General features: G+C 32.7%; 16 protein-coding genes. 14 read left to right on the top strand and 2 right to left on the bottom strand.

Annotation, left to right across the window (positions count from 1 at the left end; all coding sequences use genetic code 11):
• Positions 1 to 60: 60 nt before the first annotated feature.
• The 8 genes from TD18_RS05395 (at position 61) to TD18_RS05365 (ending at position 6,367) form a co-directional block, all read left to right on the top strand.
• Positions 61 to 864: a sulfite exporter TauE/SafE family protein gene (locus TD18_RS05395; RefSeq protein ID WP_040249531.1), complete on the top strand. Its 804-nt coding sequence runs from the start codon at positions 61 to 63 to the stop codon at positions 862 to 864.
• Between the two features lie 83 nt (positions 865 to 947).
• Positions 948 to 2,363, top strand: a complete 1,416-nt coding sequence (locus TD18_RS05390; protein ID WP_040249527.1) for an MBL fold metallo-hydrolase — start codon at positions 948 to 950, stop codon at positions 2,361 to 2,363.
• A gap of 152 nt (positions 2,364 to 2,515) precedes the next feature.
• Positions 2,516 to 2,854 (top strand): rhodanese-like domain-containing protein, encoded by a 339-nt coding sequence (locus TD18_RS05385; RefSeq protein ID WP_040249524.1) that lies wholly within the window; start codon positions 2,516 to 2,518, stop codon positions 2,852 to 2,854.
• Positions 2,855 to 2,857: 3 nt separating this feature from the next.
• A complete protein-coding gene (locus tag TD18_RS05380; RefSeq protein WP_040249521.1) occupies positions 2,858 to 3,856 on the top strand; it encodes a c-type heme family protein in 999 nt (332 codons plus the stop codon).
• Between the two features lie 12 nt (positions 3,857 to 3,868).
• A complete protein-coding gene (gene trxA / locus TD18_RS05375; protein ID WP_040249518.1) occupies positions 3,869 to 4,165 on the top strand; it encodes a thioredoxin in 297 nt (98 codons plus the stop codon).
• Complete coding sequence (locus TD18_RS05370) at positions 4,165 to 4,758, top strand: class I SAM-dependent methyltransferase (protein WP_040249515.1); 594 nt, start codon at positions 4,165 to 4,167, stop codon at positions 4,756 to 4,758. Before trxA ends, TD18_RS05370 begins: the two co-directional genes overlap by 1 nt.
• Positions 4,759 to 4,770: 12 nt before the next feature.
• On the top strand, positions 4,771 to 4,974 hold the full coding sequence (locus TD18_RS16955; RefSeq protein ID WP_084205849.1) for a YgaP family membrane protein: 204 nt from the start codon (positions 4,771 to 4,773) through the stop codon (positions 4,972 to 4,974).
• A 130-nt stretch (positions 4,975 to 5,104) separates the two neighbouring features.
• Positions 5,105 to 6,367 (top strand): NAD(P)/FAD-dependent oxidoreductase, encoded by a 1,263-nt coding sequence (locus TD18_RS05365; RefSeq protein ID WP_040249512.1) that lies wholly within the window; start codon positions 5,105 to 5,107, stop codon positions 6,365 to 6,367.
• A gap of 357 nt (positions 6,368 to 6,724) precedes the next feature.
• Here TD18_RS05365 and TD18_RS05360 read toward each other — a convergent pair whose 3' ends face one another.
• Positions 6,725 to 8,824, bottom strand: coding sequence for a TonB-dependent receptor domain-containing protein (locus tag TD18_RS05360; RefSeq protein WP_241480645.1), 2,100 nt, complete (start codon positions 8,822 to 8,824; stop codon positions 6,725 to 6,727).
• A gap of 66 nt (positions 8,825 to 8,890) precedes the next feature.
• Positions 8,891 to 9,268 (bottom strand): hypothetical protein, encoded by a 378-nt coding sequence (locus tag TD18_RS05355; RefSeq protein ID WP_052461052.1) that lies wholly within the window; start codon positions 9,266 to 9,268, stop codon positions 8,891 to 8,893.
• Between the two features lie 214 nt (positions 9,269 to 9,482).
• Between TD18_RS05355 and TD18_RS05350 the strand changes: the two genes are divergently transcribed.
• The 6 genes from TD18_RS05350 to TD18_RS17370 all read left to right on the top strand — a co-directional run bounded on the left by TD18_RS05350 (position 9,483) and on the right by TD18_RS17370 (position 16,160).
• On the top strand, positions 9,483 to 10,208 hold the full coding sequence (locus TD18_RS05350) for a peroxiredoxin (RefSeq protein WP_040249508.1): 726 nt from the start codon (positions 9,483 to 9,485) through the stop codon (positions 10,206 to 10,208).
• Between the two features lie 54 nt (positions 10,209 to 10,262).
• Positions 10,263 to 11,618, top strand: coding sequence for a cytochrome ubiquinol oxidase subunit I (locus TD18_RS05345; RefSeq protein ID WP_040249504.1), 1,356 nt, complete (start codon positions 10,263 to 10,265; stop codon positions 11,616 to 11,618).
• A 9-nt stretch (positions 11,619 to 11,627) separates the two neighbouring features.
• On the top strand, positions 11,628 to 12,665 hold the full coding sequence (cydB, locus tag TD18_RS05340; protein ID WP_040249501.1) for a cytochrome d ubiquinol oxidase subunit II: 1,038 nt from the start codon (positions 11,628 to 11,630) through the stop codon (positions 12,663 to 12,665).
• Positions 12,666 to 12,790: 125 nt separating this feature from the next.
• Complete coding sequence (locus TD18_RS05335; RefSeq protein WP_040249498.1) at positions 12,791 to 14,404, top strand: T9SS type A sorting domain-containing protein; 1,614 nt, start codon at positions 12,791 to 12,793, stop codon at positions 14,402 to 14,404.
• Between the two features lie 147 nt (positions 14,405 to 14,551).
• Positions 14,552 to 16,009, top strand: coding sequence for an NAD(P)/FAD-dependent oxidoreductase (locus tag TD18_RS05330; RefSeq protein WP_040249495.1), 1,458 nt, complete (start codon positions 14,552 to 14,554; stop codon positions 16,007 to 16,009).
• 13 nt (positions 16,010 to 16,022) lie between these two features.
• On the top strand, positions 16,023 to 16,160 hold the full coding sequence (locus tag TD18_RS17370; RefSeq protein WP_162835789.1) for a hypothetical protein: 138 nt from the start codon (positions 16,023 to 16,025) through the stop codon (positions 16,158 to 16,160).
• The last annotated feature ends 6 nt before the right edge of the window (positions 16,161 to 16,166 follow it).

Here is a 16,166-nt window from a genome sequence, read left to right as displayed (position 1 = left end):
TAACTTTTGTTACCAAATACCATTCAATTTCGATTTAGATTTGAACGAAATTATAAGCATATGGATATACAATTGATATTAGGATATATTGGAGCACTTTTAATTGGTGTTGTTTTAGGACTTATTGGTGGTGGTGGATCGATTTTAACAGTTCCGATTTTAGTATATCTCATGTTTGTTAATCCTGTTACAGCAACGGCTTATTCGCTTTTTATTGTTGGTGTGTCGGCATTGGTAGGCGCAATTAGAAATATTCAAAAAGGTTTGGTTGACTTTAAAACGGCTATAGTTTTTGCTATTCCAGCATTTATAGCTGTGTATTCTACTCGAAAATTTTTGGTCCCAGCAATACCTGAAGAACTATTTAGTTTAGGTGCTTTTATAATGACAAAAAATATTGCCATTATGCTATTTTTTGCTGTTATCATGTTAGTAGCTTCCATATCCATGATTAGAAATAATCGAAACGAATCTAATGAGGAATCTAGTGTTACATATAATTATCCTTTAATTGTAATTGAAGGTTTAGTTGTTGGTGTACTAACAGGAATTGTTGGAGCAGGCGGTGGATTTTTAATAATTCCAGCACTAGTTTTACTCGCTAAGCTACCCATGAAAAAAGCTGTTGCAACGTCGCTTTTAATTATTGCAATTAAATCACTTATCGGTTTCATTGGCGATATTGAAAACTTAGATATCGATTGGGCATTTTTAATTAAATTCACTACAATATCTGTAGTTGGCATCTTCTTAGGCATTTATTTGTCGAAATTCGTCAATGGGAAAAGTCTTAAAAAAGGCTTTGGTTGGTTTGTGCTAATTATGGGTGTATATATCATCTTTAAAGAATTATCTAAGTCTTAGTCTGTAACCTTTGTTACACCACAACCTGTTTTTTTGTAGTAATTTTAAGCTGTTTAATTAATAGTTTAAAAAGATTAGTACATATGAAAGTAGAACAAATTTATACAGGCTGTTTAGCACACGCAGCATATTATATAGAAAACAATGGAGAAGCAGCAATCATAGATCCGCTTCGAGAAGTAGAACCATATATCAAAAGAGCAAAACTTGATGATGCCAAAATAAAATATGTTTTTGAAACTCATTTTCATGCCGATTTTGTGTCTGGTCATTTAGAATTAAAAGAAAAAACAGGTGCTAATATTGTTTATGGACCTACAGCAAAACCTGGGTACGAAGCTATAGTTGCTGAAGACGGTCAGGTATTTGAAGTAGGCAATTATAAGGTTAAAGTGATTCATACGCCTGGTCATACCATGGAAAGTACAACGTATTTGTTGATAGATGAAAACGGAAAAGAGCATGGTATTGCAACTGGTGATACACTTTTTATTGGTGATGTTGGTCGTCCTGATTTAGCCCAAAAAGTTGTAGCTGAACTTACCCAAGATAAATTAGCAGCTTTATTGTACCACTCATTAAGAGATAAAATTATGCCTCTAAGTGACGACTTAATCATCTATCCAAATCATGGTGCTGGATCTGCATGTGGAAAAAACATGAGCAAGGAAACTACAGATACTCTCGGCCATCAGAAAGAAGTAAATTATGCGTTGAGAGCAGACATGACTAAAGAAGAATTTATTGAAGAATTGTTAGATGGTTTAACTGAACCACCTGGATATTTTCCTCAAAACGTTATGATGAATATTAAAGGCTACGAAAGTTTTGATAAAGTAATGTCAAAATCTCATAAACCATTAAACCCTAAAGCGTTTGAAGCAGCAGCAAATGAAACTGATGCCATAATTTTAGATATACGTCATCAATCTGAATATATCAAAGGACATATTCCGAGATCTATTTTTATAGGAATCAATGGAGATTTTGCACCTTGGGTTGGTGCTTTAATTGTAGATGTGAATCAGCCAATTTTATTAGTATCTCCAGAAAACAGGTTAGAAGAAGCAATTACTCGATTATCACGAGTTGGATTTGACAATGTTTTAGGCTATCTAGAAGGAGGATTTGAAAATTGGAAAACTTCAGGAATGGAGTACGATACACTTACTTCTATAGCTTCTGAAGAATTTGCTAAGACCTATTCAGAGCATAAGGATGTAGTTTTTGATGTTAGAAGAGAAGGTGAATATAAAGCAGAACACATTGAAGGTGCTAAAAACACACCCTTAGATTATCTTAATAATTATTTAAGTGAATTCCCAGATGACCAAACATTTTATGTTCATTGTGCTGGTGGTTATCGGTCTGTAATTGCTGCATCCATATTGAAAAGTAGAGGGATTCATAATTTGATTGATATTGCTGGTGGTTTTTCAGCTATTAAAAACACAAATATACCAAGAACGGCCTATGTTTGCCCTTCAACAGTTAATTAACTTACATGATTTTTTGGTTGGTAAAAAGCGTGTCCGAATTGAAGTAGGATGCGCTTTTTTGTGTAACAAAGGTTACCAAATTTTACTCTTAGAACGATTATTTTTAAAGAAGTTAATTTACGCGAACACTATTAAAAACAAATTAGAAGACTATGTCATTTTTATCAGCAATTTTCGGTACAAAATCTCCACAAAATGATTGTATCACAGTTTTATCTCCTAATGATTTTCAAAGTCAGGTTGAAGGTAAAAATGTTCAATTAATTGATGTGAGAACACCAAATGAATTTAAATCGGGTCACATAAAAGGGGCTAAAAATATCGATTTTTTCTCTGGAAGATTTAATGTTGAGTTTAATAAGCTTAAAAAGGATAAGCCCGTTTATGTTTACTGTAGAAGTGGAAGTCGAAGCCGACAAACTGCTAACAAGTTAGCGAACATGGACTTTAAAGAAATCTATGATTTAAAAGGAGGCATATTAAATTATTAAATTATGAAACATTTATTAGCCGTTTTTGCATTATCTTTTTTATTATTTAGTTGTAATAACTCAAAAAAAGAAATTTCCTATGCATCTAAAAAAGTAGTTGATACAGAAAGTCCACATCCTGGTAAGACGTTAATGGAAACCAATTGTTATGTTTGCCATAGTCCAACGGCTAATCACGAAGACCGAGTAGGTCCGCCAATGATTGCAGTTAAAAAACATTATCTAATTGAAGGAATGTCTAAAGAAGAATTTACTGATGCCATTCAAAATTGGATTGCTAATCCTACAGAAGATAATGCGAAAATGCCTGGAGCTATTAGACGTTTTGGGATCATGCCTAAGCAAATGTTTCCCGAAGAAACCATACGATTAATCTCTGAATATCTATTTGAAAATGACATAGAGGAACCTGAATGGTTTGAGGAACATTTTAATTCTGAAAAAGGTCAGCATAAAGGTATGGGAAAAGGAAAAGGAATGCATAAAAACCAGGCTAAAGCTGATGGGGAAGCTGTAATGACCAATAGTGAACGTGGCTTAAAATATGCCTTAAGTACTAAGGCCGTTTTAGGTAAAAATTTAATGGGAACTATTCAAAAAAAAGGAACAATTGCGGCCTTAGATTTTTGTAATGTCAAAGCATATCCACTAACAGATAGTATGGCTCAAGTTAATAATGCAACTATTAAACGTGTAACAGACAAACCAAGAAATCAAAATAATCAGGCGAATGCAATTGAATTAAAACACATGGAATTTTTTAAAAATCAATTGAGTAATGCTGTTGAAATAGAACCAGTCGTTTCTGAAATAAACGATAAAATTCACGTATATTATCCTATCATTACAAATGAGATGTGTTTACAATGTCATGGTAAACCCAATCAAACTATGAGCAAAGAAACGTTAGCTAGGATAACTCAATTATATCCCGAAGATAAAGCGTTAGGTTATAATATAAATGAAATTAGAGGCGTTTGGAGTATTACTTTCGATAAATAAATACGATTAATCATGAGCAAGTTTTCAGAAATAATCAATCAAAACAAACCAGTACTTGTCGATTTTTTTGCAGAATGGTGTGGACCATGTAAAATGATGAGTCCTATTTTAAAGGATGTTAAGTTAGATTTAGGTGATAAAGTTTCTATTATCAAAATTGATGTCGATAAAAATCAATCTTTAGCAGCTCAATATCAGGTGAGAGGTGTTCCCACTTTTTTATTATTCAAGAATGGTAAACAAGTTTGGCGACAATCAGGTATGATTCAAAAAGACGAATTAATAACTGTTATATCAAGTGCTAATTGATGAATTTAAATGAAGAGTTTTGGGATAATCGCTACAAAAATGATGATACTGGTTGGGATTTGGGTCAAATTTCACCACCTTTAAAAGCATATATAGATCAACTTACCGATACATCAATTCAGATTTTAATTCCTGGCGGAGGAAATTCATATGAAGCAGAATATCTGTTTAATAAAGGGTTTAAAAACGTATTTGTAGTAGATCTTTCACTCACAGCATTGCAAAACATTAAGAGTCGTGTTCCGTATTTTCCTTCGCAACAATTACTTCATAATAACTTTTTCGATCTGGATTTGAGCTTCGATTTAATACTCGAACAAACCTTCTTTTGTGCTATTGATCCAAATTTAAGAAATGACTATGTGTTTCAAATGAACGACTTGCTTTCTGATCAAGGAAAGCTGGTAGGATTGTTATTTGATGCTCCACTTAACAACGACAGACCACCATTTGGAGGTTCTAAATCTGAGTATATCAACCGCTTTGATAATGTATTTAATATCAAACTTATAGATACGGCATATAATTCATTCGAATCAAGGCAGAATAAAGAACTATTTTTTATCTTAGAAAAAATAAAAAAGAAATCTTAAATTCAAATCATTATGAAAGCAAATATGGGAAATACTGACCGACTTATTAGAATAGTCATAGCAGTTATTATTGGAATATTATACTGGCAAGGATTAATTGAAGGGACTCTAGCCTATATTCTAATCGCATTATCAGTCATCTTCGTACTGACTAGTCTCATAAATTTTTGTCCGTTATACACTTTGTTTGGAATTAATACTTGCAAAAGAAAATAGCAATAAAACCTATCGAGATATTTCGATTCGTACATGTTTTGTAACAATAGTTACATTATATTCAATAAAAGGCTTTTACTTTTATCAATATTGAAAATTAACCAATTCAAAATTAATAATTGTATAAAGTATGAAATCACATTACCAAATTTTAGTGATAGGTGGAGGTACTGGAGGAATAATGACCTCGGCCAATCTATTGAATAAAGATTCAAGTCTTGATATTGGCTTGATTGAACCAGCCGATTGGCATTACTATCAGCCTGCATGGACTCTTGTAGGAGCAGGAACTTTTGATTTCGATAAAACAAAAAAATCCATGGCTTCCGTTATGCCTAAAGGAGTCGATTGGATTAAAGATTACGCAATAAGTTTTAATCCAGAAAATAATAGTGTTTCAACAAAAGAAAATGGTGCAATCACTTATGACTATCTTATAGTCTCTCCAGGATTAGTTATGGACACGTCCTTAATCGAGGGTTTAACAGAAGCGCTAGATAAAGGGGTTGTTTGTAGTAATTACACAGACCCAAAACATACGTGGGAAGTTCTTAAAAATTTTAAAGGCGGAAATGCTGTATTTACACAACCTACAACGCCTATCAAATGTGGTGGAGCTCCTCAAAAAATAGCCTATTTAGCAGCCGATTATTTTAAGAAAAACGGATTAAAACATAAATCTAATGTCGTTTTTGCAACGCCTGGATCTGTAATTTTTGGTGTTAAAGAGATTCGTGAAAACTTGATGAAAGTAATTAGCCGTTATGGTATTCACTTTAAACCATTTTATGCACCTATAAAAATTGATGGGGAGAATCAAATTGTAACGTTTAAAGGAGTTGGAACTGGTGAAAATAAATGTGTCATCAATGAAGATAATGAATTAAGGGAGATTATGTCTGGTGAATCAATTATTGAAATGCCATTTGATATGCTTCATTTAGCGCCTCCACAAACAGCTCCTAAATTTGTTAAAGAATCACCATTGGTTAATGATGCTGGTTGGTTAGATGTAGATAAGCATACACTGCAACATAATAAGTATTCTAATATTTTTGGTTTGGGAGATGTTGCGGCTTTGCCTACCGCCAAAACTGGAGCTGCAATACGTAAGCAAGTTCCTATTGTTTCAGATAATATTAGACAATTAATAGCACATAATAAAAAAGGAAATAAATCTTATAACGGATATTCTTCATGCCCTTTAGTTACTGGTTATGGAAAAATGATATTAGCAGAATTTGATTATGATAATAATTTTATACCAGACCCCAAATTGAAACAAATGCTTGTTTTTAACAGTGAAAAAGAACATTGGAGATTATGGATGCTAAAGAAATACGGACTGCCTTATCTGTATTGGAACAAAATGATGAAAGGGAAAGAAGTTTAAACTTAACCTGCATGATTAATAGCAAAAAGTATCTTATTTTCTAAGATACTTTTTTTTAACTGACAAATATCATATTTAAAATCAATACTCTATGGTAATTTTATAATTTCAAAATAACGACTAAAACATCATACTATGATTGCACAAAACATAGCTTTATACAGTTGGACTAACGGAGTAATAATGATAGCAGTTTTTGGACTGGTTTGTCTTACATTAATTGGGTTTTTGGTGAAATTTATGACATCCAGTGACAGAGATAAGGAGGAACCTAAAGAAAGGTGATTTGTATGTCTATTGCTATTAAAAAGGAGTGCATGATCATGCACTCCTTTTTTAATTTTTAAGAATTAAATTTTAAAATTTATAGTGTAAAAAAACAGAAAAATTTCGACCTGGTTCTGTAATAGGTGTTCGATCAAAGTTCTCTTGATTAGTAAAAGAAAAGTTTAAGTGGTTATTATAAGCTTCGTCAAATATATTAATGACAGCTAATCCTAATGTGATGTTCTTGATAGGCGTTAATCCTAAACGGAAATCTAAGGTTTGATAGCCATCCGTTTCTATTTCTCCAAAACTTCTTGATATATCATCTTGTTTCGATACGACATTGTATTGTAAATTTGCCCAATAGTTATTCTTGTCAAATCCAATTGTAAGTCTTGTCGTTAAAGGAGGAGTTAACGGTAAGGACTCAGCTAAATCTTTGTTTTTTGCGTACACATAAGAGACTTCTGTTTTATAGTAATAATCTTTCAAAAAATCGACTTGAAACATGGCCTCAAAGCCTGTTTTATAAGCTTCATCTAAATTTTGAAACACCTTTACATTGGTTGGTTGTGCCATAGGATTAAATTTACGGCTAATCGCAGGATCTATAATACCAACAATATAATTTTCGAACAATGAGTAGTAGAAGGACGCTCCATATTTGAAGGCGTTAATACCATTTTTGAAATTTTTATTTCCATTAAACCCAATTTCAAACTGATTATTAACTTCAGCTTTTAAATTAGGATTTCCTATGTATTCATATGGGTCTTGACCAGCATTAAAATGGTTTATAAAGCGTTCTATCATATTCGCTGAGCGAACACCTCGACCATATGCAGCTTCAATAATAAAATTATCAGATACTGATTTTTTAATAGAAACAGTTCCGCTAATATTATGTTCAGTACGTTTTTTTAAATCATACATAGCAGCAAAGTCATCTTCAGGATCTTGAATGTCTGAAACCACTTGATCATATCTAATTCCAGCAGTAAATATGGTACTAGAGCTTAAATTGTATTTTGCTTCTGTAAATAATCCTAAATCAGTTATATAAGAATTTTGCCAAACCTTATCATTAAATGTCATTGGCGTTGGTAGAACATTTCCATTCATAACTTTAACTAATCGTGTTCTACTTCCGTCTCGTGAAATATGAATAGCGTCCAGTCCGGTAAACATATTTAGTTTTGAAAATGGCTTCCAGTTTAATTCTAGTTTTCCTCCAATGGTTGTTGCATCTACAGCAGAAGAGGCTTCCATCATCATAAAGGAAGGCCTATTGCTATTAGACATTAAATGGTCTACATAACTATAATATGTTTTTGCAGTGAATGATTTAACAATTCTACCAATGTTATTTAATTTGTAATCTAATGAAATGATACTACTATTATCATATTCAGTATCCATTGGCAAGGCAGCATGTAAAACATCACGACCAAATGATTGTCGCCAATGTGCCTGAATTCGTTGATCTTCAGATAAATTATAGCCTATTTTAATACCATAATCTGTACTTCTAAATGATGAAGGTATTTCAACTTCATTACCATCTTTATAATTTCCAAAATCTCTGTAACCAGCGATAGCTACTATATCAAACGTCTCTTTTATATACTGTAGTTGTGCTAAGTTTACTATTGAATTTCCGTTACTTTCATATCCAGCAGACACCTTTCCATGAATGCCATAATCTTCGTAATCAGGTTTTTGAGTAACCATATTAATTACGCCACTAAAAGTAGCACCATATCTAACCGTATAAGGGCCTTTAATAATTTCAATTCTGGCAATGTCTTCAGGAATTATATGCGTAGTTATTGGGTCCATTCTATTCGGACAAGCATGCATAGCTTTGGTGCCTCCATCATATTGAATATTCAGCTGCTCATATTGAGACGCTCTAAATGATGGATCAATGGCATAATTTCCTCGTTTGATCACCGAGAATCCATTAATCGAATTAAATAGGTCTGCGACATTTTTAGGTTGTACAATTTTTTCAACATAATTGTTTTTTACGGAAGTCATTACTGGATCCGTTTTTTTGTTTCCAGTAACAATCACTTCGTCGAGTATTGTTACTGTTTTCAGGGTGTCTTTTTTGGTTTCAGTCGTTTCTTGACTAAAAGACACATTTGTAATTAGTACGCATAGAAGCATACCATATAATGTTTTCATTTATAGTAATTTTTAATTTAACTGATGTCATTGTGATAGTGATTTCTACCAATTTCAAAAGAAAAATTATACCCTCGGAGGGTGAAAACAGTCGTTAGAATTTTTAAAAGAATACAGGTTAAGATAGGATAAAAATTGTGGTCTTTTTTGATAGATATTATCAGGTAATTTAAAGGTAATTTCAGGATGTAGATATAATACAAGTTCCTTGAAATCAATAATACTTTCAGGTGTGTTTTGTTCTTTATCTTGTGACTGAGCTACCTTTTTTAAGTGACATTTTCCATTACATTGGAGCTCAGGCTTGTCTTTATTCTCACATAAAGCTTCGATAAAACCAATAGGGTCTACCTCATAATACACATAGGACAATGTGACTTTAGTACTGTTTATAAAAAGAAGTACGATAAATGATATTGCAAAAATATAAGTGCATATTTTCATGGTTACAAATATACTTGTCTTTATTCATTTTAAAAGTGACTTTAGTCACATTATTGTCAGAATTCAAGAGTATTATTTTGAAAAATTATACGATTACAATCGTATTGAATCTACCTATTTTGATATTAAGATTTTAAATTGCTAAGGTGACTTTTGTTACAGAGTTTGAAACCAATGAAGATTAATTTTACATCTAATTAAAACTACAATTAAGATGAACACAACAGAAACAACACAAGAGCAAGACGTATTTACAATGCCACGAATTGGTGACAAGGCTCCAGAATTTAAGGCAACAACGACACAAGGTGAAATTAACTTCCCTTCAGATTATAAAGGCGAATGGTCTATTCTATTTAGCCATCCAGCAGATTTTACACCTGTGTGTACCTCAGAGTTTATGACGTTTGCACATTTAGAAGAAAAATTTAAGAAAGCGAATTGTAATCTCATCGGATTATCAATCGATGGTTTGTATAGCCATATAGCTTGGTTAAGAACTATTAAGGATAAAATCAAGTTTAATGGTATGGAAAACATAGAAGTTAAGTTTCCTTTAATTGAAGATATTTCGATGAACGTAGCTAAGAAATATGGTATGATTCAGCCAGGAGAAAGTAAAACACAAGCTGTTAGAGCTGTATTCTTTGTTGATCCTGAAGGCATTGTACGTGCACTTATTTATTATCCTTTAAGTTTAGGACGAAATTTTGATGAGTTATATAGAGCTTTAATAGCTATGCAAACCTCAGATAAATTCAACGTTGCAACTCCGGCAGATTGGAATCCTGGTGACGATGTTATTGTGTCGCCAGCTGGATCATGTGGAGTCGCTGAAGAACGAATGAGTGGAACCGATGATTTAAAATGTGAAGACTGGTTCTTTTGTACTAAACCTTTAGACAAAGATTTAGTTTTAAACGAAATTTTAAAAAAATAAATTATTTTAAATACGCTTTAGTTACTAAAGCGTATTTTTTTTGAATGTGAAATTATGGATGTTGAAATTTTAGCAAGAATACAGTTTGCTTTCACGATAGCTTTTCACTATATCTATCCACCATTGAGCATCGGGATTGGATTGATTATGGTGATAATGGAAGGCTTATACCTAAAAACAGGTAATAAACAGTATGAAATTCTTACGCGTTTTTGGTTGAAAATATTTGCCATAACATTTGGAATAGGTGTCGCTACCGGAATTATCATGGAGTTTGAATTCGGAACCAATTGGGCAGTTTATTCAAAATACGTTGGAGATATTTTTGGAAGTGCATTAGCCGCCGAAGGGTTATTCGCATTTGGTTTAGAAAGCACATTTCTGGGAATTTTAATTTTTGGATGGAATCGTGTGTCACCTAGAGTTCATTTTATATCTGCAATTGGAGTGTTTTTGGGATCTATGTTTTCTGCAGTTTGGATTGTGGTGGCGAATAGCTGGCAACAAACTCCAGCGGGTTACCATATTGTTGGAGAAGGAGTAAATGCAAGGGCAGAAGTAACCGATTTTTGGGCTATGGTGTTTAATCCATCAAGCGTCGATAGAATTATTCATGTTTGGCAAGGTGCTTTTTTGGCAGGAGCATTCATGATTTTAAGTGTGCATGCTTATTATTTATTAAAAGGCAGATATATTGAAATTTCTAAAAAAGCGTTCAAAATCGCTTTGTCTGTTGCTACCATTGTATCATTATTACAATTGGTCTCTGGTCACAGTTCTGCTGATGGTGTTGCTGAAAACCAACCTGCAAAACTGGCAGCGATGGAAGGTCATTATGATAAGTCCGCACCAGCTGATTTATACGTATTCGGTTGGGTAGATGATGAGACGCAAGAAGTTACAGGAATTAGTGTGCCTGGTGGATTATCTTTTTTAGTACATCAAGATTTTCAAGCACCGATTACAGGTTTGAATGCTTTTTCCGAAGAAGATAGACCAGGACAAGTTAATGCTGTTTTTCAGTTTTACCATATTATGATTTCTATAGGAATGTTTTTGATAGCTTTAACCTTGTATGCTAGTTTTTTATGGTGGAAAGGTACACTATTCGATAAAAAATGGTTATTAAAGATTTTTACCTTTTCAGTAATATTACCACAAATAGCTAACCAAGTAGGATGGTTTGCAGCCGAAATGGGGAGACAACCATGGATTGTTTACGGACACTTAAGAACTAGTCAAGGGTTTTCTCAAGAAGTCTCAGCCAATCAAATCGTTTTTTCGTTAGTTCTTTTTACAGTGGTCTATTCCATATTGTTACTTTTATTTTTATATTCTTTAAATAAGAAAATAAAACATGGACCCTATAACGAAGCAGAAAACCCTGAAGAATTTTTAAAATACACATAATAGTAGCATATGGAAACGTTTTTAGGTATCGATTATCCAACCCTCTGGTATTTAGTAGTTGGGTTATTATTTTCAGGATATGCAATTCTGGAAGGATTTGATTACGGAGCAGGAGCATGGCATCTGTTTTTTAAGAAAGATTTGAGCAGACGTATTGCAATTAATGCCATTGGACCTTTATGGGATGCTAATCAGGTTTGGCTGATTATTGGAGGAGGAGCACTATTTGCAGGATTTCCTGTAATGTACGCGACTATGTTGTCTGCTATGTACATACCATTTATGTTATTTTTAGTGTTATTGGTTTTGCGCTCTTCTGCCATAAAATTTAGAAGTGCTGAAGAAATGAAATGGTGGAGAAAATCCTGGGATATTATTTATTTTATTTCAAATGTTTTAATAGCATTTTTGCTAGGTGTTGTTTTAGGAAATATTTTACAAGGTTTTGAAATTCATGAAAACTTCTCTTATAAAGGTGGTATTTTCTTTTCATTTTTGAGTCCTTATGCTATTATAGTCGGGTTAACGACACTCTCAATTTTTATGACTCAAGGAGCTATTTTTTTATTGCTAAAAACCGAAGGACGATTGCATGCTAGATTAACATTTCTATTGAAAAAAGGGATGGTCTTTTTTATCACAAGTTTTGCAGTGACATCTCTATATACTTTAGTTTTTATTCCCGGAGTGACTGATAAGTTTAAGGAAAACCCATTGTTCTTCGTGTTGCCTTTACTGGCATTTCTGGCAGTTGCCAATGTGCCAAGATTAGTATCCAAGAAGAAATATTCAAATGCTTTATTGTTTTCATCCTTAACTATGGCATTTTTACTAATGCTCGTTGCTTTTCAGTTGTATCCTGTGCTTTTGCCTTCAACAATAGATCCAGAATATAGTGTTACGATTTATAACGCAGCATCTTCTCAGAAATCACTGGGTATTATGTTAACGATTGTTCTTATTGGTGCACCACTTTTAGCCGGTTATTTCTTGTTTTTATATAAAACATTCCATGGTAAAGTTAAATTAGATGATACAAGTTATTAAGGTATGAGCAATAACTTTTATTATGTAAAGGAGCACCAGATATGGTGCTCTTTTTTATGTAACATAGGTTACTTATATAGACTTTTAATTTTCAGAAATTTGATAAAACGAAATACCTTAATATTATGAAAATTAAAAGAGTACTCATTTTTCTATTGTCAATTATTGCAGCAAGTCCAGGTGTCTCACAAGAGCAGTTTACAGTACAAATAGAACCACTAGTGATTGCAAATGCTCCGAGCGTTCATTCTTTTTCTTTTGGTAAGACTACAGATGGAAAATGGATCATACTAGGAGGTAGAATAGATGGTCTACATAGAAGACAGCCTTTTGCTTCATTTCTTGAAAACGATAATAATAAAAATGTTTTTGTTGTTGATCCTGCTTCTAATCAAACATGGAGCACATCGTTAAATGTATTATCAGCATCATTATTTGAACAATTACAATCTACAAATCAGGAGTTTATTCAAAGAGGAAATACCTTGTATATTATTGGTGGTTATGGCTTTAGCGCTACACAAAACGATCATATTACTTATGATAAACTAACAGCAATTGATGTTGATGGTTTAGCAAATGCTGTTATAAATAATACAAGTATAACACCCTATTTTAGACAAATAACCAACAGTAATTTAGCCGTAACTGGAGGTCAGTTAGGTAGATTAAATGATGTGTTTTATTTATGTGGCGGACAGTATTTTGAGGGACGATATAATCCGATGGGTCCTAACAACGGACCAGGATTTATTCAGAACTATACAGATGAAATACGAACTTTTGAAATAAGTGATGATGGTTCAAACCTATCAATCTTAAATTATTCAGCTCAAAATGATACTAATAATTTGCATCGAAGAGATTATAACATGACGCCACAAATTTTTCCAGATGGAACACCAGGTTTTACCATGTTTAGTGGTGTTTTTCAGCATTCTGCAAATTTACCATGGTTAAACAGTGTCGATGTTACAGCTTCCGGATACACAGTTAACAATACATTTAATCAATATTTAAGTCAGTATCACAGTGCAAAAGTTCCTATATATGATAGTTTTAATAATGTTATGCACACGCTGTTTTTTGGCGGAATGAGTCAATATAAGCTCGATGCTAATAATAATCTTATTCAGGATAATAACGTACCATTTGTAAAAACGATTAGCAAAGTGTCTAGATTTAATGATGGTTCTATGGTAGAAAGTAGTTTAGATATTGAAATGCCTACACTTTTAGGTTCAGGAGCCGAGTTTATTCCATTAAATAATATTGCTAATTATCAATCTTATGACATCTTAGATCTTAATAGCTTACAGGAAGGTGTTACTCATATTGGTTATATTTTTGGAGGTATTGAAAGTACACAGGAAAATATTTTCTTTATAAATACAGGAACTCAAAGTAGTGCTAGTAATTTGGCTTTTAAAGTGTTTGTTAATAAAGCATCCTTAAATATTGACGATGTGGAACTTAATGTGAATAACATATACAATTTAAAAGTATTTCCAAACCCTTCTAAAGGTGACTATTTAGTTGAAGTCTTCATTCCTAATACAGAAAAAAGTAGTTTGGAGGTTTATGATGTATTGGGTAAAAAGATAAAGTCAATAGATGTAGATGCAACTATAGGATTACAAAAAATATCAATGGATTTAAATCAAATCGCTTCAGGAGAATATTTTTTAGTTTTTAAGAACAATTCAAATATCATTGAAAAGAAAATTATTAAACTTTAATAAGAAATTCTACTATGTAACAATTGTCACTGTGTAGTAATAATTAAAGAGTGATCTTTACTATGGAGTTTAAGTTGATTTTTTAGGAGATATTCAAACCAATGAAAGTCATTTTAAATCATTTTATAAAACTATAAAGCATTAAAAATGTCAAAAGTCGTCATACTAGGAGCAGGAATATCTGGACATGTAGCTGCGTCACATTTAAGACGAAAGCTTTCTAAAGACCATGACGTTGTTGTGGTTTCTCCAAACAGTAACTACCAATGGATTCCGTCTAATATTTGGGTTGGAATTGGTAGAATGAAATCTGAAAAAATTTTATTTCCATTAGCACCATTATATAAAAAGAAAGGCATAGGTTACAAGCAGGCAAAAGCTGTTTCTTTTTATCCAGAAGGAGATAAAGATGAACAAAAGCCTTATGTTTTAGCTGAATATGTTGCAGGAGCTCACAAAGGTCAAAAAGAAAAAATAACCTACGATTATTTAATTAACGCAACAGGTCCAAAACTCAATTTTGAAGCAACCGATGGTTTAATTCCAGGAGAAAATAAAACCTATTCGGTTTGTACTTATACACACGCAGATCATGCTTGGGAAGCATTAAATACCTTAATTCAGGAAATGAAAAAAGGTAAAAAGACTAAAATACTCATTGGTACAGGACATGCAAAATCGACTTGTCAAGGTGCAGCTTTCGAATACATACTAAATGTTGAGCAAGAATTACGACGTCATAATGTAAGAGATATGGCTGAAGTTACATGGATTTCTAATGAATATCAACTAGGTGATTTTGGAATGGATGGAATGTTATTGAGTTATGGTAGTTTGACTATGAAGTCTAGTGAAATGGTAGAGATGATCTTTGAGGACAGAGATATTAATTGGATTCTTGGCGCAGGAGTCAATAAAATTGAAAATGGAGTTGCGCATTATGAAAATTTAGAAGGAGAGTTTAAAACTGAAACTTACGATTTTGCTATGCTCATTCCAGCATTTTCAGGTCATGGCTTTAAAGCTTATGATAAAAATGAAAATGATATCACTGAAAAGCTTTTTAAAGGATTTATGATTGTTGATGCAGATTATACAACAAAATCTTATGATAAATGGTCTGTTCAAGATTGGCCTGAAACTTATCAAAATCCAAGTTATAAAAACATTTTTGCTCCAGGTATTGCTTTTGCTCCTCCACATGCGATTTCAAAACCAAGAAAAAGTAAAAATGGAACTGATATTTCTCCATCACCACCTCGTACAGGAATGCCTTCAGGGATCACAGCAAAATTGGTAGCCGATAATATCATTGATTCAATTAAAAAGGGTAAGGAGTCACTTCATCATAAAGGTAGTTTAGGAAATATGGGAGCTGCATGTATCGCTTCCGCTGGCTATGGAATGACTAAAGGTAGTGGTGTAAGTATAACCACATATCCCATTGTGCCAGATTATGAAAAGTACCCAAAAACACAGGGAAGACAATTGGGAAAAACCTTTGGAGAAATAGGTTTAGCAGGCCACTGGTTAAAACTGGCTTTACACTATGCCTTTATTTACAAAGCGAAAATGCGACCTTTTTGGTGGTTAATTCCGGAATAAAAATGTATTAAGTATGACACAAAGAATATCAAAATATCAAAGATTTAAAATGATGAATCCTATTCTTCAGTTTTTCAAATTTATTTATTTAAGTATAAAAATAATGATTGTTGTAGCTGGAGGACATGGAGGGACTCGAAAAGTAAACTGATGTGGT

Origin of the sequence: Psychroserpens mesophilus (genome assembly GCF_000826645.1) — a bacterium.
Lineage (GTDB): Bacteria > Bacteroidota > Bacteroidia > Flavobacteriales > Flavobacteriaceae > Psychroserpens > Psychroserpens mesophilus.
Note: the sequence above shows the minus strand (reverse complement) of the source record. Positions and strands in the feature narration are given on the sequence as shown.

What these genes read in the sequence shown, in the direction of transcription:
- TD18_RS05395 (WP_040249531.1), top strand. Translation starts at nt 61, where the DNA reads ATGGATATACAATTGATATTAGGATATATTGGAGCACTTTTAATTGGT.
- TD18_RS05390 (WP_040249527.1), top strand. Translation starts at nt 948, where the DNA reads ATGAAAGTAGAACAAATTTATACAGGCTGTTTAGCACACGCAGCATAT.
- TD18_RS05385 (WP_040249524.1), top strand. Translation starts at nt 2,516, where the DNA reads ATGTCATTTTTATCAGCAATTTTCGGTACAAAATCTCCACAAAATGAT.
- TD18_RS05380 (WP_040249521.1), top strand. Translation starts at nt 2,858, where the DNA reads ATGAAACATTTATTAGCCGTTTTTGCATTATCTTTTTTATTATTTAGT.
- trxA (WP_040249518.1), top strand. Translation starts at nt 3,869, where the DNA reads ATGAGCAAGTTTTCAGAAATAATCAATCAAAACAAACCAGTACTTGTC.
- TD18_RS05370 (WP_040249515.1), top strand. Translation starts at nt 4,165, where the DNA reads ATGAATTTAAATGAAGAGTTTTGGGATAATCGCTACAAAAATGATGAT.
- TD18_RS16955 (WP_084205849.1), top strand. Translation starts at nt 4,771, where the DNA reads ATGAAAGCAAATATGGGAAATACTGACCGACTTATTAGAATAGTCATA.
- TD18_RS05365 (WP_040249512.1), top strand. Translation starts at nt 5,105, where the DNA reads ATGAAATCACATTACCAAATTTTAGTGATAGGTGGAGGTACTGGAGGA.
- TD18_RS05360 (WP_241480645.1), bottom strand. Translation starts at nt 8,824, where the DNA reads ATGAAAACATTATATGGTATGCTTCTATGCGTACTAATTACAAATGTG.
- TD18_RS05355 (WP_052461052.1), bottom strand. Translation starts at nt 9,268, where the DNA reads ATGAAAATATGCACTTATATTTTTGCAATATCATTTATCGTACTTCTT.
- TD18_RS05350 (WP_040249508.1), top strand. Translation starts at nt 9,483, where the DNA reads ATGAACACAACAGAAACAACACAAGAGCAAGACGTATTTACAATGCCA.
- TD18_RS05345 (WP_040249504.1), top strand. Translation starts at nt 10,263, where the DNA reads ATGGATGTTGAAATTTTAGCAAGAATACAGTTTGCTTTCACGATAGCT.
- cydB (WP_040249501.1), top strand. Translation starts at nt 11,628, where the DNA reads ATGGAAACGTTTTTAGGTATCGATTATCCAACCCTCTGGTATTTAGTA.
- TD18_RS05335 (WP_040249498.1), top strand. Translation starts at nt 12,791, where the DNA reads ATGAAAATTAAAAGAGTACTCATTTTTCTATTGTCAATTATTGCAGCA.
- TD18_RS05330 (WP_040249495.1), top strand. Translation starts at nt 14,552, where the DNA reads ATGTCAAAAGTCGTCATACTAGGAGCAGGAATATCTGGACATGTAGCT.
- TD18_RS17370 (WP_162835789.1), top strand. Translation starts at nt 16,023, where the DNA reads ATGACACAAAGAATATCAAAATATCAAAGATTTAAAATGATGAATCCT.